We start from the raw sequence: 19247 nt of genomic DNA on the forward strand, positions 1-19247 counted from the left end.
CTCAGGCCACCTCCGTCTGGTCGACGCCGAGCCGGGGCAGCAGACCGGCCCAGGCGTCCGCGCCACCCTCGGTCGTCTCGGGGGTGGGCAGCACCGCCAGCACCGGCACGTCGACGCCGTGCGCGGCGTACCGGCGGGCGCCGGCCACGCACTGCTCGGGCGAGCCGTGCAGCACGAGCGCGTCGACCACCTCGTCCGGGACCGCGGCGGCGGCGCCCCGGCGGTCCCCCGCCTCCCACGCCCGCCACATCGGGCCCAGCGTCTCCTGCCGACCGAGCCAGCGGTGGAAGGCGGCGTACGCGGGCACGGTGAGGTAGCCGGTGATCAGGCGGCGGCCCAGGGCGCGGGCGTACCCGGCGTCCTCGGTGGGGCAGACGAAGATCCGCGCGGCGACCTCGAAGCCGGGACGGCGATCGCCCAGCTCGGCGACGGCGGTCGGCACGTCCTCGGCGGCGAGCCAGTTGAGGATCACCCCGTCGGCCTCGGCGGCGGCGAGTCGCAGCATGCCGGGGCGCAGCGCGGCCAGCAGGACCGGCGGCGGCACGGCCGGCGGGCGCTCGAGGGTGAACCGCCGGACCGCGAACGTGTCGTACGCCCCGTCGACGGTCTCGCCGCGCAACGCGGCCCGCAGGAAGCGCAGCACGTCCCGGGTCCGCTTGAACGGCTCGTCGTACGCCACCGCGTTCCAGTCCCGCACCACGACCGGCGACGAGGCGCCGATGCCGAGCGCGAACCGGCCCGGCGCGGCCTCGGCCAGGGCGGCGGCGCTCATCGCGAGCAGCCCCGGCCCCCGGGTGAAGGCCGGGGTGATCGCGGTGCCGAGGCGGAGCCGGGGCGCCCAGGCGGCGGCGAGCGCGAGCGGGGTGAACGCGTCGGTCCCGGCCACCTCCGACGACCAGACGTCGGTGAACCCGGCGTGGTCGAGGGCCGCGTAGACGGCGGCGTGGTCGGCGAGCGGGATGCCGCCCAGCGGTACGGTCATGCCCCATCGGTTCGTCACCTGTCGATCGTGCCCGTCCACCACCGCCGGGAGCAAGATCCTCCGCCGATACGACCGATCCGCACCATGGCGCCCGGAAAGAGTGTTACGACTGCCGGGTGAGCGGGATCGGGGACGGGGGACAACGGTGAAGGTCGCCGAGCCCGCCGCGCTGCGTGCGACCGACGGTGACGGGGGCCGGGCGACCTTCCTGGAACTCTTCTTCGACCTGGTCTACGTGTTCGCGCTGACCCGGATCTCCGCGCGCGCCTTCGAGGACCTGGCGCTGGAGGGCGGCCAGACGAACTGGTCCGCGGTGACCGGTGGCGGCAAGACGCTGCTGCTGCTGTTCGCGCTCTGGGCGGTCTGGCAGGGCACGGCGTGGACGACCAGCCGGTACGACCCGTACCACCTGTGGTTGCAGGTCATCGTGATCACCGCGCTGCTCTCGGCGATGGTGATGGGGGTGGCGATCCCCCGCGCGTTCAGCGAGAACGGCCTGCCGTTCGCCGTCGCGTACGTGGTGGCGCAGGTGACCCGGCCGGCGATCCTCATGCTCGTGCTGCGCAAGCTCCAGTACCGCCGGTTGAAGCTGCGCATGTTGATCACGTTCTGCGCCACGGGCGTGCTCTGGCTCGCCGGCGCGGTGCTGCCGGTCGACGCCCGGGTGGTGCTCTGGACGCTCGCGCTGCTGTTGGAGTACCTGGCCGCCCGGTTCGGCTGGCCGGTGCCCGGCCTGGGCCGGTCCACGATCTCCCGGTGGGACATCCACGGCGAGCACCTGTCCGAGCGCTACCAGCAGTTCTTCCTGGTCGCGCTCGGCGAGACGATCCTGCTGGCCGGTTGGACGTTCACCGGCGTGCCGACCGGGGCGACCGCCGTCGCCGCGTTCGCGTTCGCGCTGGCCACCTCGATCCTGCTGTGGCGGATCTACGTGCAGCGGGCCGGGCAGATCCTCGGCGAGGCCGTGACGAGATCCGCGCACCCGGCCACCATCGGCCGCTCCGCCGCCGACACCCACCTGGTCATGGTGGTCGGCGTGGTGGCCACCGCGATCGGTTACGAGTTGGTCATCGAACACCCGACCGGGCACAACGAGCTGCCCTGGCTGGCCATGATCCTGGGCGGCCCGGCGCTGTTCCTCGCCGGCCGGGCCCGGTTCGAGTACGAGGTGTTCGGCCGGGTCTCCCCGTCCCGGCTGGTGGCGATCGCCGCGTTGCTGCTGCCGGCACCGCTGCTGCTCCGCGTCGCACCGCTGGCCGCGTCGGCCCTCGCGGTCGTGGTGCTGGTGGCGGTCGCGGTGGCCGACGCCCGCCGTGCGTGGGGGCGCCCGCCGGAGGCCGCCGCGCCGCCGTTCTGACCGTCGCGCACGCGCTTCGGTCGGTGCGGGACGACGCCCCCACCCGCGGGCTACGATCCGCGCGTGACCTTCTCGCTCGTCGCCCGATCCGCCGACGGGCAGCTCTACGGCGTGGCCGTGGCCAGCCGGTTCCTCGCCGCCGGGGCGTTGGTGCCGGCCGCCGAGGCGCAGGTCGGGGCGGTGGCAACGCAGGCGCACGCCAACCTCGCCTACCGGGCGCAGGCGCTCGCCCTGCTGCGCACCGGCGTCCCCGCCGTGGACGTGGTGGCCGGTCTGGTGGCCGCCGACCCGGGACGCGACGACCGGCAGCTCGGCGTGGTCGGGGCGACCGGCGTCGGGGCCACCTGGACCGGGCCGCGCTGCCACCCGTGGGCCGGCGGGCAGGCCGGCGACGGCTGGGCGGCGCAGGGCAACATCCTGAGCGGCCCGCAGGTGATCGACGCGCTGCGCGACGCCTGGCTCACCGACACCGACCTGCCGTTCCCGCAGCGGTTGTTCGCCGCGCTCACCGCCGGCGACCGGGCCGGCGGCGACCGACGCGGCCGGCAGAGCGCCGCCCTGCTCGTCGTGCAACGGCACGGCGGCTACGCGGGCACCGGCGACGAACTGGTCGACCTGCGGGTGGACGACCACCCGGACCCGGTCGCCGAGCTGGGTCGCCTGCTCGGCATCCACACCATGATCTTCGGTCGCCCCGACCCGGCCACCCTGCGCGACCTGACCGGCCCGCTCGCCGTCGAGGTGGCGGACCTGCTCGCCGCCGCCGGTCACCCGGTCGGCCCGGCGGGCCTGGACGACGCGCTCGCCGCCTGGTCCGGCCTGGAGAACCTGGAGGAACGGTTCGTGCCCGGCCGGATCGACCCGATCGTGCTGGAGCACCTGCGGCGTGCCGCGGCGGCCTGAGCGGCGTCAGCCGCCGAACGCGAGCCGGCGGATGCCGGCCTCGGCCAGCGCCGTCCGCTCGGCGTCGGTCACCGGCAGCCGGCCGGTGGCCTTGCGCAGCACGGTGAGCGCGTCCCAGCCGAGCCGGGCCGGCACCGGCCGCCCGCCGGTGAGCACGTCGACGACCACGGCCGCCGCGGTCGGCGTGGTCCAGGGCGACCGGTCGAGCGCGTCGGCCAGGTCCAGGCCGTGCACCGCGACCTCCACCACCCGGGTACGCAGGAACTCGCCCACCGCCATCGCGTCACCGTGCCGGGTCCGCACCACCCGGCCGGCGGGCGCGTCGGCCACCGCCGTGTCGGTGGCCCGCCAGGCCCGGCCGAACTCCCGCGCCACCTCGGTCACGCCGGGCAGTTCCCGGGCGGCCCGCCGTGCCCCGTCGATCCGCTCCCGGTCGACCGGCGGGCTGAACTTGGCCGCGCCGAAGTAGCCGGCCGCGTCCACCTCGGCGCGAGGTGGCGCGGGTTCGGCGAGCATCCCGGCGAGCCGCCCCACCCCGGTGACCACGTGCGCGAGCAGGTCCCGCACCAGCCAGGGCGGGCACGGTGTGGGCCGGTCCAGCGCCGCCTCGTCGAGGCCGTGCACCACCCGCTCCAGCCGGGCGCACTCGTCCCGGAAGGCCGCCCGCGCCGGTTCCACCGGCGTGCTCAGCCCTTCCACCGGGGCACCAGCCGGTGCACCACGGCCAGCACCAGCGCGGCCACCACGGCGATCGTGCCGGCGATGCCGGCCGCGCTGCCCGCGTACCCGATGAAGAGCGGACGGCGGCCGAGGTCCTCGACGGCGACGGTGGAACGGTCGACCAGCCAGGACAGCGCCAGCGCGGAGCCCAGCAGGGCGACCGCGCCGGCGACGCCGAGCACGGCGGCGCCCAGCCGGTGCGCGTCGCCCCGCTCCACCACCGCCTGCTCCCGCTGGAAGAACAGCAGCACCAGACCGGCCGCCGCGGCCCACGCGCCCACCACCAGATAGGCGGCGATCGCGTCGCTGGGCCGGTGCCAGCCGGCCGAGAGCGTGGCGACCCCGGCGGCGGCGGCGTACCCGGCGCCGAGGAACGCGCCGGCCACCCGCACCTGCCTCGGCAGCACCAGGATCAGCGCGATCGCCACCGACGCCGCCACCGCGGTGTGTCCGCTGGGCAGGCTGTTGCCGGCGGCGGCCCGTTCCGGGTCGATGCCGAAGTCGGGGCGGACCAGGTAGTACTTGAGCAGCTGGGTACTCACGTTCGCCCCGGCGATGAGCAGTGTGGCGGTGACCGCCAGCGCCTTGCGGCCGCGGATCAACGCGATGAAGCCGATCACCGCGGTCGCGACCAGCAGCGACACCACCGACATGGCGTTGAGGAGCGTGTCCACCGGACCGTCGATGCGGTCCTGGCCGATCCGGTTGCCGGTCAACGCGACCGTGTCCAGCCACTGGCCCAGTTCGGTGTGCACGGCGAACCGCCACACCAGCACGAACATCGCTGTCTGGGTCAGGGCCAGTACGACCAACCAGACCGCCGTCCAACCCCTCGCCGTCTCCCGCACCCGCACAACTTAGCGGTCGGCCCGGTCCGGCGCGCGCGGGAGCGCCCCGGATCCCGGCGTAGGTTGAGGCGGGGCGATCGGAGGAGGTGGCAGGTGACCGGCGGACCGGAACGGGAACGGCCCGCCGAGCCGCGCCCGGAGTCGCTGGCCGACCTGCTCGGCGGGCGGCGGGGCGCGGTGGACGCGACGCTGCCCCCGCTCGCGTTCGGGCTCGGCTGGGTGCTCGGCGGGCTGTGGGGAGGCGTGTTCGCCGCGGTGCTGACCGGCGGCGCCGTGGCCGGTTGGCGGTGGCGGCGCGGCGACCGCCCGCGCTCGGTCCTGATCGGTCTGCTCGCGGTCTGCGTGGCCGCGCTGATCGCGGTGCGCACCGGCCGGGCCGCCGACTTCTTCCTGCTCCAGATCGCCTCCAACGCGGCCAGCGCGCTGGCCTGGGCGGTCAGCATCGTGGTGCGCTGGCCGCTGCTCGGCGTGGTGGTCGGCGTGGCGTTGCGCCAGCGGGCCCGGTGGCGCCGTGACCCGGCGTTGCTGCGGGCGTACGGCCGGGGCAGCTGGGTGTGGACGGCCACCTACGTGCTGCGGGTGGCGGTCTTCGTGCCGCTCTGGCTGGACGGGCGGGTGGTGGCGCTGACCGTGACGCGGGCGGCGCTGACCTGGCCGCTGATCGCGGCGGCGCTGGCGGCGAGCTGGGTGGTGGTCAGCCGGTCGCTGCCGCCCGGACACCCGGGGCCACGACACCCGGTGGTCGTGCCCGATCCGGACGGGGAGCCGGCGACGTCCCCGGAAAAGTAGTGGAGAGGCCGCCACGGGGGGAGCGGCCTCTCCGTGAAATACGGTACTCCGTCCGCGCCACGGATGTGATCCCGTGGAGCGCTGATTTTTCCGTGCCTTTTCGCGCCATGGGTGGTCCCCGGGCGGAGTGGTGGGCCGGTCCGTCCGCTGCGTCGTCCGGACGGCCGGCCCACCCGGCCTGACCGTGGGCGTCAGGCCGTCCGCCGACCCGGCCGCTCCGTTCCCCCATCGGCCGGGGCGGCCTCCTCCGTGGGCGGGGCGGACCCCGCCCACGGAGGAGGAGTCACCTCATCCCTGCGGGAAGTAGGTGCCGTAGTCGGCGTACGCCATCGCGACGTCCGCCTGGGCCCAGAACCGGTGGTAGTTGAAGACCGGCTCCGCGCCGCCGTTCAGGTACGCCTGCACCTTCGGCCAGTCCGGGTCGTTCTTGTAGAACGAGCGGATGTCCAGGAAGCTCTTGCCGCTGGCGATCGCGTCGCCGTTGGGCATCTTCCCGGTCCAGCCGGAGGGCACGTAGAGGCCCTGACCGTCGGCGGCGTTGTAGACGTCGTCGAAGCGCTTGTAGTCGCCGCGCTTCTCCGGCATCGAGACGCCCTTGCTGTCGGCGGCCGCCGACAGCGCGTCCAGCAGACCCTTGGCGGTGGTCTTCGCCGCGGTGTTGCCGGACTTGGCCGCGTACGCGATGAGCGTGCGGGCGTAGGCGGCGGCGACGCCGACGTCCTGACCCTTGACCGTCACCTCGACGTGCAGGTTGGTGTTCGGCTGCGGGCTGGTCGGGTTCCAGTTGGCCGGCTGGCCGGTCCACTTCATGTCCGACGGGATCGACCAGTTGGCGCCGGTCGTGGTGTTGGCGATCGCCCACGGCACCCACTTGTCCAGCAGCGCCTTGGCCTTGGCGTTGCCGGTCTGCAGGTACAGCTCGGCGATGCGCTGCATCGACCACGCCTGCATGCCGAACCACTGGTTGGACGGCGGGTCGTTGTAGACCGGGTCGACGTCGTAGAACATGCCGTAGAAGGTGGCGGTGCCGGCCGGCGGCTGGGCGTAGCTGCCGTCCCAGCTGTTGGTGGCGCCACCGGCGATGCCGCCCTCGGCGGACTGCAGCCAGGTGTAGAACTCCAGCTGCCGGTCCAGGCTCTTCTGCCAGTCGGAGACCGCGGTCGGCGACTTCGGCTTCAGCTCGGCGACGTTGGTCATCGCCCACGCCGCGAACGGGTTCTGGTAGCCGAAGTGGTTGTGGCTGGAGCCGATCCGCCACGACCAGTTCTGCGAGGCGTCGTACGCGCCACCCCAGGCGTAGTACCAGGAGAGCAGGTAGTGCGCCGAGTCGCGGCCGCTGCCGGCCGGGCAGGTGGACGCCCCGACGCAGTTGCCGATCTTCTTGAAGTACTTGTCGAACAGCGCGTAGCGCAGGTAGTCGCCCATCTTCGCGGCCTTGGCCACGGTGGCCGCCACGTCGGCCTCCTTGCCCTGCGCCTTGGCCCAGGTGAGCGCCCAGTACGCGGCCTGCACGGCGCGCGCGTCGGCGTCCGGCGCGTTGGTGTACTTCCACTGCTTGGCCGGGGCGTTGGACTCCTTGACGAACAGGTCCAGGTAGCCGTTCGGGCCGCCGTGCTTGAAGGTGTCGCAGGACGGCTGCGGCACGGTCTCCCACACCGACTCCTGGGTGCCCCGCTGGAACGTGTTGATGTACGCGGGCCTGGTGGTGCCGTCGCCGCACCGGCCGAAGCCGTAGGTGTTGTCCACGTCGAGCAGCCAGTGCATGCCGTAGATGTCACCGGTGCCGTAGGTGGACTGCAGCTCCGAACGCAGCGGGTCCTGGCCGACCGGGACGCTGGCCTCCAGCGCCGACGGGTACTGGCTGGGCAGGTTGTGCTCGGCCGCGTACTGCGGGGTGCCCGGCGCGCCCGCCGTCGGCTGGTCTGAATGATTCGGAATGATATATTTTTCCATCACCGTCCAGGCGTTGTTGAACGGGGCCCAGTTCTGGGTGACCCGGCCGTACTGCGCCTCCAGCCAGAGCCAGAAGCTGAACGCCTCGGACGTGGTCTCGTGCCCGTGGTCGGGCGCCTCGACGATCAGCGTCTCGATCGAGTGGTACGGCACGCCCTCGGGGCTGAAGTAGCCCGAGTTCTTGATCTTGCCGTACTGGTCGAGGAACTTCTTGATGTAGGCGTTGTCGCCGCCCGGGGTGTCGTTGTCGACCTCGGTGGCGACCACCGCGACCGGGGCGAAGCCGGTGGCCGACGCGGTCACCGTGGCGGTGCCGCCGGCGGTGTCGGCGTCCTCCGCGGCGGAGACGGTGGCGGTGACGCCGGTGCTCCAGTTGCTCGGGGTGAGCGTCAGCGTGGCCGGCGAGACGGTGATGTCGCTGTCCCCGGTGACGGCGAGGGTCACCGGGACGTTCGCGCTGGGCGCCGCGCTGAGGGTGTACCGCACCGTGGCGCTGCCGCCCTCCTCGACGCTCACCGCCGACGGGGTGGCGACCAGCTTCGGCCCGGTGGCCGCGCTGACCGTGAACGACTTCTCCGCGGTCGCGCTGCCGCCGGCGTTGTCGTACGCCTTGGCCTGCACGGTGTAGCTGCCGGCCGGCAGGTCGAGCAGGTCGTAGCCGTACGGTGCGGTGGTGTCGGTGTTGACCAGCAGGCCGTTGCGGTAGAACTCGATCTTGCTGATGGTCCCGTCGGGGTCGCTGGCGGTCGCGGTCAGCGGGACGTCCGCCGGCGCCTCGAACGGGCCGGCCGGCACGCCGAGGGAGACCGTCGGCGGCTGGTTGGTGGTGGCGCCGTTGCAGGCGACGCCGTTGAGCGTGAAGGCGGTGGGCTTCGGGTTGCTGCCGCTGTAGCTGCCGTTGAAGCCGATGCTGGTGGACGCGCCGGTGGGCAGGCTGCCGTTCCAGGACTCGTTGGTCGCGGTGACCTCGCTGCCGGACTGGCTCCACTTCGCCGACCAGCCCTGAGTGACCCGCTGGCTGCTGTTCGGGAAGGCGAACTTCAGCGACCAGTTGTTCAGGGCGTCACCCAGGTTCTTGATGGTGACGGTGGCGGTGAAGCCGGTGCTCCAGTCGCTGGTCGCGTAGGTCACGTCGCAGGCCGGTGCGGCCTGCGCGGAGCTCGCGGGCAGGGCCACCCCGCCGATGGCGAGGGCGGTGGCGGCGACCATCGCCGTACGGCGACGTCTGGCCAGAAGTCTCATGTGGGCGGTGTCTCCTCGGACCGGGCCGGGACCGGGGTCCCGGCGGGGCGCCTCCACGCGTCGACGGGCGTACGCGGGGGGACGGAGGCGTCCGGAAAGGGGTCGTCCCGGCCGTGCCGGGGATCGGGCGCCGCACCGGTTCTCACCGGGTGCCCTCGGCGGCCCGCGCTCGCGAGCTGGCTCCAACGTCGCGTGTGTCGAGAGTGTGACATGGAAGCGCTCCCACCACAACGGCCAGGGCAGATACCCACGTCCATGTTTCGATCTCGTTTAGGGGCTTTTCCAAAGCCGTGACGGGCGTTACAGTCGCAGCATCGCCGATGGGAGCGCTTCCATCGACGGAGATGTAAGTACTGGATCGTCGGGGACACCCGTGCCCGACGCGTCGGCCCTGTGGCCGACGGCGGACCAGCCCGGACACCGCCGCCGGCCATCACCCGCCAGACGGAGGGAGGTGGAACCAGAGCCACTCGCGTGGCCCGGCTCCCGCGCGACACGCACGACGGACGCCAATTCCACTTCGTGCGTGTGTGCATCACCGGTGGGGACGGGGGTTGCCCTCCCCCGTCCCCACACTAAACCCCCGTTGTCGACGGCAAAAGAGGCCGACGGGACAGGCGCGACACGCCACCCGGACGGCCTTTCTCGCTATCTGCCCCACCCTCGCCGCTCGCCCCCAGCCCCCGAGCGACACCCGCCCACCCCACTTCCGGCCGCCCGCCGGCCGCGCCGCCTCCCGCCGCGACCGCCGGATCGAGGCCGGCCGCCCCTGGCCTATGCTGGGAGCGCTCCCGGCCCCAGGGCGGCCCGTCACTTCGAGGAGAAGTCCCATGTCGTTACTCACCCGACGGCGCCTGCTCCGCCGCGCCGCCCTGTCCGCCACCGCCGCCGGCGCGGCCCGGACCGGGCTCGCCGGCGCCACCCTGGCCGGGACCGCCGCCGTCGCCGTCAGCGGCTGCGACAGCCCACCCGAACGCAACACCGACGCCGACCCGGACGGCGGGCTACGGTTCCCGGACGGCTTCGGCTGGGGCGCGGCGACCTCGGCGTACCAGATCGAGGGGGCTGCCAAGGAGGACGGACGGGGCGAGTCCGTCTGGGACACCTTCAGCCACACCCCGGGGCGCACCCGCAACGGTGACACCGGCGACGTCGCGGCCGACCACTACCACCGGTACGCCCAGGACCTCGACCTGATGCGCGAGCTGGGGCTGCGCAGCTACCGGTTCTCCATCTCCTGGCCCCGGATCCAGGCCGACGGGTCCGGCCGCCCCAACCAGCGCGGGCTGGACTTCTACCGCCGGCTGCTGGACGGGCTGCACGAGCGGGGCATCGCGCCGATGGCCACGCTGTTCCACTGGGACCTGCCGCAGGCGTTGCAGGACGACGGCGGCTGGGAGAACCGCGACACCGCCGAGCGCTTCGCCGACTACGCCGACGCCGTGTTCCGGGCGCTCGGCGACCGGGTGCCGGCGTGGCTGACGATCAACGAGCCGAAGACCGTGGTGCAGAACGGCTACATCTGGGGTCACCACGCGCCCGGCCACCGGGACGAGGCGGCGGCCTACCTGGTGGCGCACCACCTCCAGCTCGCCCACGGCCTCGCCGTGCAGGCGTTGCGCGCCTCCGGCGCGTCCGGACGGATCGGCCCGGCGCTCAACCTGCACCCCTGCTACCCGGCCGACGACAGCGCCGAGGCGGCCGCCGCAACCCGCCTCTACGACGGCTACGAGAACCGCCTCTACCTCGACTCCGTCTTCAAGGGCGCGTACCCGCAGGACGTGCTGGCCGACCTCGGGCCGGACAGCCGGATGGTCCGCGGCGTCCGGGACGGCGACCTGAAAATCATCTCCAGCCCGGTCGACCTGCTCGCGGTGCAGTACTACACCCCGATCTACGTCACCGGCGGCGGCGGGACCGTGCGGAAGTGGCCCACCTCGGAGGCCGAGTGGCAGCAGATCTACCCCGAGGGCATGTACGACATCCTGACCCGGGTGACCCGCGACTACGGGCGGGTGCCGATCACCATCACCGAGAACGGCCTGCCCTGCCCGGACACCCCCGGCCCGGACGGCACCGTCGACGACGCCGGCCGGGTCAGCTTCCTGCGCGACCACTTCGCCGCCGCCCACCGCGCGGTCCGCGACGGCGTGCCGCTGGAGAGCTACCACGTGTGGTCGCTGCTGGACAACTTCGAGTGGGCCGAGGGCTACGACCAGCGCTGGGGCCTGGTCTACGTGGACTACGCGAGCCAGCGGCGGGTGCTCAAGCGCAGCGCCCACTGGTACCGCGAGGTGATCCGCCGCAACGGCCTCTGACCGGGACGGCCCGGCCGGCACCCGCCGGCCGGGCACCCGCGCTCAACGCGTGGTAGCAGCTCAGCGCGGCAGCGCCTGCTGGAGCTCGGCGCGCAGCGCCGGGGTGAGCATCTCGCCGGCCTGCTTGGCCAGCCGGGCCATCTCGTAGCCGACCACGCCGATGTCGGCGTCCGCGCCGGCCAGCGTCGCCAGGATCGAGCCGTCCCGGATCTGCATGACGAGGAAGTAGCCCCGTCCCATCTCGACCACGGTCTGCTTGACGACGTCGCCGTCGAACATCTGCGCCGCGCCCGCGGTGATGCTCATCAGGCCGGAGGTCACGGCGGCGAGCTTGTCGGCGTGGTCGCGCGGCAGGTGCGCGGAGATCGCCACCAGCAGCCCGTCGGAGGACACCACCACGGCGTGCGCCACCCCGGGGACCCGCTCGGCGAACGCGTTCACCAGCCAGCTCAGGTCCCGTGCCTCCTGGCTCAACGTCGTCACTGTCGTCGTCCCCCTTCGTCGCGCGGCAGATACATCTCGGTGGTCTCCTCGGCCTCGGCCCGCCGCACCCCGCCGTAGAAGCGGGACAGCATACCGCCGACCGCCTCCGGGTCCGGCTCCTGCCGCACGGCCGGGCGGGCGGCCGAGGTGACCGAGGTGAGCTGGGCCATCGGCACGCGTACCGGCAGACCCCGCTCGTTGGTCCCCCCGGTCACCGGCGTCGGCGCCGGCGCCGGCGTCACACCGAGCACCGACGACGTCGGTCCCTGCCGGCTGAACCAGCCGCCGCCGGCCGCCGCCGCGGCCCCCGGGGTGAGCACGTCCTCGGCCCGGCCGGGCACCGGACGGGGTCGGGGCACCGCGGCGGGCGGGCCGGTGGGCGTCGGCGGGCCGGTCGGCGCGGCCTCCGCCACGTCACCGAGCGGCCGGCCGGTCAGCGGCGACACCGGCAGCGCCGCCGGCGGGCCCGGCTGCGGCACCGGGTGCCGCCCGGCCACCGGCAGCTCGGCGGTGGCCGCGCCCAACGCCCGGGACGCCGCGGCCACCTGGCTGGTCAGCATCCGCGCCGGAGCGGGCGGCTCCAGCCCGGGGGCGGGGGCCTCGGCCAGCAGGTGGGCCGGGATCCGGACCCGGGTGACCAGGCCCTCCCGGCCGGGGCGCAGCTGGACCCGCACGCCGTGCCGGGCGCCCAGGTGGCTCACCACGAACAGGCCCATCCGCTCCGAGGCGCCCACGTCGGCGGCCGGCGGCTCGGCCAGCACGGCGTTCGCCTCGGCCAGCGCGCCCGGGCTCATGCCGAGCCCCAGGTCGACGATCTCCACCAGCGCGCCCGGGCCGTCCGCCTCGACCACCACCCGTACCACGGTCTCCGGGCGGGAGAACGCGGTGGCGTTCTCCAGCAGCTCGGCGAACAGGTGCACCAGGTCGCCCACGGCGTGCCCGACCACGTGCAGGTCGGTGCGGTTCTGGTGGCGGACCCGCTGATACTGCTCGATCTCCGCGCTCGCCGCGAGCAGCACCGCGCCCAGCCCCACCGGGCGGTTCCACCGTCGCGTGGACTCGGTGCCGGCGAGCACCAGCAGGCTCTCGTCGTTGCGGCGCATGCGGGCGGCGAGGTGGTCGAGCTTGAACAGGTTCTCCAGCTGCTCCGGGTCGCTCTCCTCGCGTTCCAGGTCGTCGAGCAGCTCCAGCTGCCGCTCGACCAGCACCTGGCTGCGCCGGGCCAGGTTGACGAACATGGCGTTGACGTTGCGGCGCATCATCGCCTGCTCGACCGCGACGTCGACGGCACTGCGGTGCACCGCCACGAACGCCTCCGCCAGCTCGCCGATCTCGTCCTGCGAGTCGACCACCGCCGGTGGCACGTCGATCGCGCCCACCGGCCGGTCCACCGTGCGCAGTCGCTCCAGCGTGAGCGGCAGCTCCACCTGCGCGATGCGCAGCGCCTGGCCGCGCAGCTGCCGCATCGCCCGGGCGACGGACCGGCCGACCAGCAGCGAGATCAGCACGGCGATCAGGAGCACCGAGACGATGCCGCCGGCGACCAGCAGCGTCTCGCGCAACTGCCGGGCGCTGGCGTCGTCGGCCCGGCGCACCGCGTCGTCGAGCAGCTCGCCCTCCAACTGGCGGAACAGCTCCTGCCGCTGCTCGCTGGCCGCCCACCACTGCGGCGCGGACAGCAGCGCGGGCTCCGCCGCGCCGGTGGGCAGGGTCCGCTCCTCCAGCCGGGTCGCCGTGACGAAGGCCGGGTCGACCGAGGTCCGGTCGTAGCGGCGGACCTGCTCGGCGGTCGCCGCGACCCGGAACGCGCCCAGCGCGGTGAGCTGCTGGGCCCGCAGGTCGCTCAGCGTCACCTGGTCGTCCTGCTCGTACCGCCCGGCGCGGGACGCCGCGTACAGCTCGCCGCGGATCCGGGAGGACAGCTCCTTGACCCGGGACAGCTGCACGTAGCGCAGCACGGACTCGGTCAACGCCTGCTGGTCGTCGCCGGGCGACGGCTCGGCCAGCAGGTTGAGCAGCGCCGCCACGGCCCGGTGGTAGTTGCTGAGCACGGTGTCGCTGGAGAGCACCGCGGGCGGCACCGCCGCCCGGATGTTCACCACCTGGTCGTACGCCTCCAGCGCCTCGGAGTAGGAGACCCGCCAGGCGGCGTCGGCGTCGGCCAGCGGCTCGGCCGCGACGCGCAGCTCGTCCACCGCCCGGTCGGTGGCCTCCTGCAGCGGCCGTAACGCGGCGACCGCGGCGTCCCGGTCGGCGCCGGTGCCGGCGCGGCGCAACGCGGCCAGCTCGCCGGCGGAACGGTCCCGCTCCTGCTGGAGCCGGTCCACCGCGGCGGTGATCTGCCGGCCGATGCCGACCTGCTGGGCGAAGTCGCTCAGCGCCGTGGTCTGCCCGACCAGCCCCCGGGTCTGGATGCCGGCCAGGACGAGGAACGCCAGCGTGGGGATCACCAGGACGGTGGCGAGCTTGGTGCCCATCCGCCAGTCCCGCAGCCGGAACCCCGAGCGCCGCCGGTGCGGCGGTGGGGCCGCACCGCGGGCCGGGTCGGGAGCTGCGCCCACACTTGCCTCCTCGTTCCGACTCCACCACGGCGGGGAGCGGAGTCCATCCAACCAGGCCCGGAGGCGGTGTCAACGGCCGCCCGGGCGGCATGAGCAGGACGGTCAGCGCGGCGGGTGGGCGGTCACGTGTTCGGCGCGGCGCCCTCGTCCGTCCGGCCGATGCCGCCGATGTCGACCGCCTCGGCGACCCGACCGAGCGCCACCAGCGCGGCGCCGGTCGCCCCGATCTCCGGGTTGCGCTGCCACCGGACCGTACGCGGGGCGAGCACGTCGGCGAACGCCCCGCGCCACCAGGGTGAGGCGGTCAACGCCCCGCCGCCGAGCACCACCTCCATCGGCTCGCCCACGCCGGCCTCGAGCTGGGCCAGGTCGTCGGCGACGAGCCGGCACAGACCGGCCATCAGCGCGGCGAGGATGTCGACGGCGGTGGTGCCGAAGCTCAGCCCGCGCAGCTCACCGGAACCGGCCGGCGCCGTCCCGGGTGGCCGGTCGCCGCCGAAGCGGGGATTGGCCTGCACGACCAGGTCGGCGGCGGCCCGGTGCAGCGCGGCCTCCAGCTCCGCACCCGTGGGCAGCCGCAGCTCCCGGTCGGCCCAGGCGAACAGGTTCCCGCCGCTGGAGTACGCGGCGCCGGTGACGACGTGGTCGTGGTCGACCCGGTAGCGCCACAGCTCATCGGGCAGCGGCGGCAGCTCCGCACCGGCCGGCACCGCCTGGATCATGCGGACCGCGGCGGAGGTGCCGATGGTGACCGCCGCGCGCGACGGGTCGACGCAGCCGGACCCGACGTTGGAGGCGGCCCCGTCGCCGATCGGCGCGGACCAGCGCGCCTCGGTCAGCTGCGGCCAGCGCCTCGCGTAGCCGGGGCCCAGCCGGCCGTGCCAGCCCGGCGGGGCCAGCGGCGGGAGCTGGTCCGGACGGACGCCGGCCAGCGCGCACGCCTCCGCGTCCCAGTCCAGGTCCCGCAGGTCGAGCAGCCCGGTGCCGGAGGCCAGCGACATGGACATCGGCGCCGTGTCGAGCAGCTCGCCGAGGACGTACTCGGCCAGCCCGGCGAACCGCACCGTCCGGTCCCCGCACCGCTCCCGCAACCAGGGCAGCCGCACCGACCAGTAACAGCGGTGCCACCAGGTGCCGGTACGCCGGTGGTAGTCCTCCGGGTCGGCCGGACCACCGTCGCCGTCCGGCGGCGCGGCCCGGGTGTCCAGCCAGGTCAGCACCGGACCGGACGGTGTGCCGTCGGCGGCCAGCGGCAGCACCGAGTGCCACTGCGCGGACGTCGCCACCAGGCCGACCCGCCGCAGGTGCCCACCGGCGGCCAGCTCGTCCAGGCACTCGACCAGGCACGCCAGGTAGGTGGCCGCGTCCAGCGTCCCGGTGCCGTCGTCGCCGGTGGCCAGGTGCACCTTGCGGCGGGCCAGCGCGCCCGGGCGCGGCACGGCGTCCGCGTCCAGCACCAGCCCGCGTACCGAGGAGGTGCCCAGGTCCAGAGCGAGAATGTCCATCGCCGGTCAACCTACCCGGCGGGACCGGCGGCGAAGCCAAGATCCGTACCCGCTCCCGCGCGATCGGGTTCCCCGACGCCGGCCGATCGCGTACAGTGATCGCCATGCCCGCGCACCCGAACTGCTGGTGGCCCGCCGACCCGGCGGCCCACCCCCGCGCGTAGCTTCCCCACGCGGCCGCCCCACGAGGCGGCCGCCGGTCTCCCCCGGCAACCCGGGCCGCCTCACCGGCGGCCACCGGCCCACCGAGGAGACCCGATGACCCGCCCGTCCGACCCGCTCGCCGCTGTCGCCGCCGGCCTCGACCCCGGCCCCTTCGCGCTCGTCCGCCGTGAGGGCGCCGACCACGTCGACCTGTTCGCCGGTCCGGTACGCACCGCCGACCAGCTCGCCGACCTGCCCGTGCCCGAGGGCGCGGCCGGCCCGCGCACGCTCGCCCTGGTGCCGTTCCGGCAGATCACCGAGCGCGGCTTCGACTGCGTGGACGACGGCCTGCCGCTGGAATACCTGGCGGTCGAGCGGCACCGGCGGATACCGCTCGACGAGGTGCTGGACGCGTTGCCCGACGCGCCGGTGCGCACCCGCGACGCCGGCTTCGACATCGCCGACGACGAGTACGCGGCGATCGTCGAGCGGGTGCTGGCCGACGAGATCGGTCACGGCGAGGGGGCGAACTTCGTCATCCACCGCACCCTGCGGGCCACCGTGGAGGGCGACCCGCTGGCCACGGCCCTGGCCGCGCTGCGTCGGCTGCTGGTACGCGAGCGCGGCGCCTACTGGACGTTCCTGGTGCACACCGGCACCCGGATCCTGGTCGGGGCCAGCCCGGAGCGGCACGTCAGCGTCGCCGACGGCCTGGTCGAGATGAACCCGATCAGCGGCACCTTCCGGCACCGGGGCGAGACCGTGGACCGGGACGCGCTGCTGCGTTTCCTGCACGACCCGAAGGAGGTGGAGGAGCTGTACATGGTGCTCGACGAGGAGCTGAAGATGATGGCCGTCGTCGCCGAGCACGGCGGGCAGGTGGTCGGGCCGTACCTGAAGGAGATGGCGCACCTGGCGCACACCGAGTACCTGCTGGCCGGGCGTTGTTCCCGGGACGTGCGGGAGGTGCTGCGGGAGACCATGTTCGCGCCCACGGTGACCGGCAGCCCGATGGAGAACGCCTGCCGGGTGATCGCCCGGCACGAGCGCACCGGCCGCCGCTACTACGCCGGGGTGCTCGCCCTGCTCGGCCGCGACGAGCAGGGCCGGCAGACGCTGGACGCGCCGATCCTCATCCGCACCGCCGAGTTCTCGCCCGAGGGCGCGCTGCGGGTGCCGGTCGGCGCCACGCTGGTCCGGCACTCCACCACCGCCGGCGAGGTGGCCGAGACGCACGCCAAGGCCGCCGGTGTGCTGGCCGCGCTGGGTCTCGGCCCGGAGGCGCCGCACCCGGGCGTCGAGCCGGCCGTCCGCCACGCCGACGACCCGGAGGTACGGGCCGCGCTGGCCGCCCGCAACACCCCGCTGGCGCGGTTCTGGCTGGAGCAGCGGGAGCCGGGAGCGATCGCGCTGCGCGGGTTGGCCGGCCGCCGAGCGCTCATCGTCGACGGGGAGGACACGTTCACCGGGATGCTCGCCCACCAGCTCGGCGCGCTCGGCCTGTCGGTCAGCCGGCGCGACTGGCCGGATCCGGGCCCGCTCGACGGGTACGACCTGGTGGTGGTCGGTCCCGGCCCGGGCGACCCGCGCGACGTGACCGCGCCGAAGATGGCCGCGCTGCGGACGCTCCTGGCCGAGCTGCTGGCCTCGGGCCGGCCGACCCTGGCGGTGTGCCTGGGCCACCAGTTGCTGGCCGGGCTGCTCGGGCTGCCGCTGCACCGCCGGGACGCGCCCTACCAGGGGCTGCCGCAGGACGTGCCGGTGTTCGGGGTGACCCGACGGGTCGGGTTCTACGCCAGCTTCACCGCCCGCGCCGACGCCGACCGGGTGTCCGGCCCGTACGGCCCGGTCGAGCTGTCCCGCGACCCGGGCGACGGCGCGGTGCACGCGCTGCGCGGCGCCGGCTTCGCCGGGGTGCAGTTCCACCCGGAGTCGGTGCTCAGCCAGGACGGCACGGCGGTCCTGGCGGACCTGCTCGGCCATCTGCTGGACCGGCCGGCGCTGAGCGCGCATGGGGCGGCCGATCGGGGGTAGGGCGAAGGACGGCCGGTGGCGCGGACGGGTTCGAGAGCCCCCGTCCGGCCACCGGCCGCCCAGCCGGGTCGGTCAGCCGGCCATGCCCTTCTTCAGCGCGGCGCCCATCAGCACGGCCCGCTTGGCGGTCAACGCGGTGGCGGCCAGGGCCACGTGGTCCGGGGCGACCTCACCGTTGTTGCTGGTGTGCGAGGCGCCGTAGGGGTTGCCGGCGACGAACTGGCTGGGGTCGGTGTATCCGGGGGTCACCACGATGCCACCCCAGTGGTAGAAGACCGTGTACAGCGACAGCAACGTCGCCTCCTGGCCGCCGTGCGAGGTCGCGGTCGAGGTGAAGCCGGTGTACACCTTGTCCGCCAGCGCGCCCTGCGCCCAGAGCGGGCCGGTGGTGTCGATGAACTGCTTGAGCTGCGCGGCGATCATGCCGTACCGGGTCGGCGAGCCCATGATCACCACGTCGGCCCACGACAGGTCGTCCGGCTGCGCCTCCATCACGTCCTGCGTCTCCAGCCGGTGCGCCTGCCAGCCCGAGTTGGAGCGGATCGCCTCGTCGGGCGCCAGCTCACGCACCTTGCGCAGACGCACCTCGGCGCCGGCCTCCCCGGCCGCCTCGACCGCCGACTGCGCCATCTGGTAGGTGATGCCGGTCGCGCTGTAGTAGATCACCGCGACCTTGACCTGGCCATCCATCAGACGTTTCCTCCTCGATTCGGGTCAGCTCCGGCGACTACCCGTTACTTGTCGCGTCAAACTCCGGGCGGGCATGATCGGCGGGTGGAGATCCGCCCCGCGACCGCCGCCGACTGGCCGCTGATCTGGCCGTTCCTCCGGGAGATCGTGGCGGCGGGCGAGACGTACACCTGGCCGCGCGACGTGACCGAGGAGCAGGCCCGCGCGCTGTGGATGGCGGCGCCGCCCGGGCGGACCGTGGTCGCGGTGGACCCGGACGGCACGGTGCTCGGCTCGGCGAAGCTGGGGCCGAACCAGGCCGGCCCCGGGGACCACGTGGCCAACGCCGGCTTCATGGTCGCCCCGGCCGCCGCCGGACGGGGCGTCGGCCGGGCGCTCGCCGCGCACGTGCTCGCGGCCGCCCGCGCGGACGGCTACCGGGCCATGCAGTTCAACGCCGTGGTGGCCAACAACACCCGGGCCGTACGGCTGTGGCGGTCGCTGGGCTTCGCGGTGGTCGGCCGGGTGCCGGAGGGCTTCCGCCACCCGGCCCACGGGTACGTCGACCTGCTGGTGATGTACCGGCGGCTGGACTGAGCGCGGCTCAAGATTTGCGCAAGTTCCGCGGGCAACCGGCCTTCCGCCCGCGCGCGCCGGGGATCCTGGTCGCACCGGCGCCGGCCGACCGCCGCCCCCGCGCCGGGAACCTGAACGGGGGATCGCGCTCCGTCGGCAGCGT

14 protein-coding genes are annotated in these 19247 nt (G+C 74.4%); 6 read left to right on the plus strand and 8 right to left on the minus strand.

All coding sequences use genetic code 11. The features are described 5' to 3' along the window. Position 1: 1 nt before the first annotated feature. The gene (locus ACN27B_RS30305) at positions 2-982 is read right to left on the minus strand and encodes an LLM class F420-dependent oxidoreductase (protein ID WP_422746132.1); all 981 of its coding nucleotides are present in this window, start codon (positions 980-982) and stop codon (positions 2-4) included. A 145-nt stretch (positions 983-1127) separates the two neighbouring features. On the opposite strand from ACN27B_RS30305, the gene ACN27B_RS30310 reads away from it, so the two are divergent. Both ACN27B_RS30310 and ACN27B_RS30315 read left to right on the plus strand, forming a co-directional pair. Further along, complete coding sequence (locus ACN27B_RS30310) at positions 1128-2339, plus strand: low temperature requirement protein A (RefSeq protein ID WP_099164484.1); 1212 nt, start codon at positions 1128-1130, stop codon at positions 2337-2339. A 63-nt stretch (positions 2340-2402) separates the two neighbouring features. Further along, positions 2403-3242 carry a DUF1028 domain-containing protein gene (locus ACN27B_RS30315; RefSeq protein ID WP_422742756.1) on the plus strand — a complete coding sequence of 280 codons (840 nt, stop codon included), beginning with the start codon at positions 2403-2405 and terminating at the stop codon, positions 3240-3242. Between the two features lie 6 nt (positions 3243-3248). On the opposite strand, the gene ACN27B_RS30320 is transcribed toward ACN27B_RS30315, so the two are convergent. Together ACN27B_RS30320 and ACN27B_RS30325 are read right to left on the minus strand one after the other, a co-directional pair. Next, positions 3249-3920 (minus strand): maleylpyruvate isomerase N-terminal domain-containing protein, encoded by a 672-nt coding sequence (locus ACN27B_RS30320; protein WP_099164482.1) that lies wholly within the window; start codon positions 3918-3920, stop codon positions 3249-3251. Positions 3921-3928: 8 nt separating this feature from the next. Next, positions 3929-4816 (minus strand): phosphatase PAP2 family protein, encoded by an 888-nt coding sequence (locus ACN27B_RS30325; RefSeq protein WP_172967970.1) that lies wholly within the window; start codon positions 4814-4816, stop codon positions 3929-3931. Positions 4817-4903: 87 nt separating this feature from the next. Between ACN27B_RS30325 and ACN27B_RS30330 the strand changes: the two genes are divergently transcribed. Then, entirely contained in the window at positions 4904-5599 is a 696-nt protein-coding gene (locus ACN27B_RS30330) for a DUF3159 domain-containing protein (RefSeq protein WP_099164481.1), read from the plus strand. A 288-nt stretch (positions 5600-5887) separates the two neighbouring features. Here ACN27B_RS30330 and ACN27B_RS30335 read toward each other — a convergent pair whose 3' ends face one another. After that, positions 5888-8785 (minus strand): glycoside hydrolase family 48 protein, encoded by a 2898-nt coding sequence (locus ACN27B_RS30335; RefSeq protein ID WP_422746135.1) that lies wholly within the window; start codon positions 8783-8785, stop codon positions 5888-5890. 839 nt (positions 8786-9624) lie between these two features. On the opposite strand from ACN27B_RS30335, the gene ACN27B_RS30340 reads away from it, so the two are divergent. Continuing rightward, positions 9625-11112: a GH1 family beta-glucosidase gene (locus ACN27B_RS30340; RefSeq protein WP_422742759.1), complete on the plus strand. Its 1488-nt coding sequence runs from the start codon at positions 9625-9627 to the stop codon at positions 11110-11112. Positions 11113-11172: 60 nt separating this feature from the next. On the opposite strand, the gene ACN27B_RS30345 is transcribed toward ACN27B_RS30340, so the two are convergent. The 3 genes from ACN27B_RS30345 to ACN27B_RS30355 form a co-directional block, all read right to left on the minus strand. Beyond that, complete coding sequence (locus ACN27B_RS30345; RefSeq protein WP_196806755.1) at positions 11173-11586, minus strand: roadblock/LC7 domain-containing protein; 414 nt, start codon at positions 11584-11586, stop codon at positions 11173-11175. 5 nt (positions 11587-11591) lie between these two features. Continuing rightward, positions 11592-14156, minus strand: a complete 2565-nt coding sequence (locus tag ACN27B_RS30350; protein WP_422742761.1) for a nitrate- and nitrite sensing domain-containing protein — start codon at positions 14154-14156, stop codon at positions 11592-11594. Positions 14157-14278: 122 nt separating this feature from the next. Then, positions 14279-15661 (minus strand): FGGY family carbohydrate kinase, encoded by a 1383-nt coding sequence (locus ACN27B_RS30355; RefSeq protein ID WP_422742763.1) that lies wholly within the window; start codon positions 15659-15661, stop codon positions 14279-14281. 258 nt (positions 15662-15919) lie between these two features. Here ACN27B_RS30355 and ACN27B_RS30360 point away from each other — a divergent pair, with 258 nt between their 5' ends. Then, a complete protein-coding gene (locus ACN27B_RS30360) occupies positions 15920-17839 on the plus strand; it encodes an anthranilate synthase family protein (RefSeq protein WP_422742765.1) in 1920 nt (639 codons plus the stop codon). A 72-nt stretch (positions 17840-17911) separates the two neighbouring features. On the opposite strand, the gene wrbA is transcribed toward ACN27B_RS30360, so the two are convergent. Beyond that, entirely contained in the window at positions 17912-18529 is a 618-nt protein-coding gene (wrbA, locus tag ACN27B_RS30365) for an NAD(P)H:quinone oxidoreductase (protein WP_091573528.1), read from the minus strand. Between the two features lie 84 nt (positions 18530-18613). Here wrbA and ACN27B_RS30370 point away from each other — a divergent pair, with 84 nt between their 5' ends. Then, positions 18614-19105, plus strand: a complete 492-nt coding sequence (locus ACN27B_RS30370; RefSeq protein ID WP_422742768.1) for a GNAT family N-acetyltransferase — start codon at positions 18614-18616, stop codon at positions 19103-19105. The last annotated feature ends 142 nt before the right edge of the window (positions 19106-19247 follow it).

This window comes from Micromonospora sp. WMMD754 (assembly GCF_049315235.1).
Lineage (GTDB): Bacteria > Actinomycetota > Actinomycetes > Mycobacteriales > Micromonosporaceae > Micromonospora > Micromonospora sediminicola.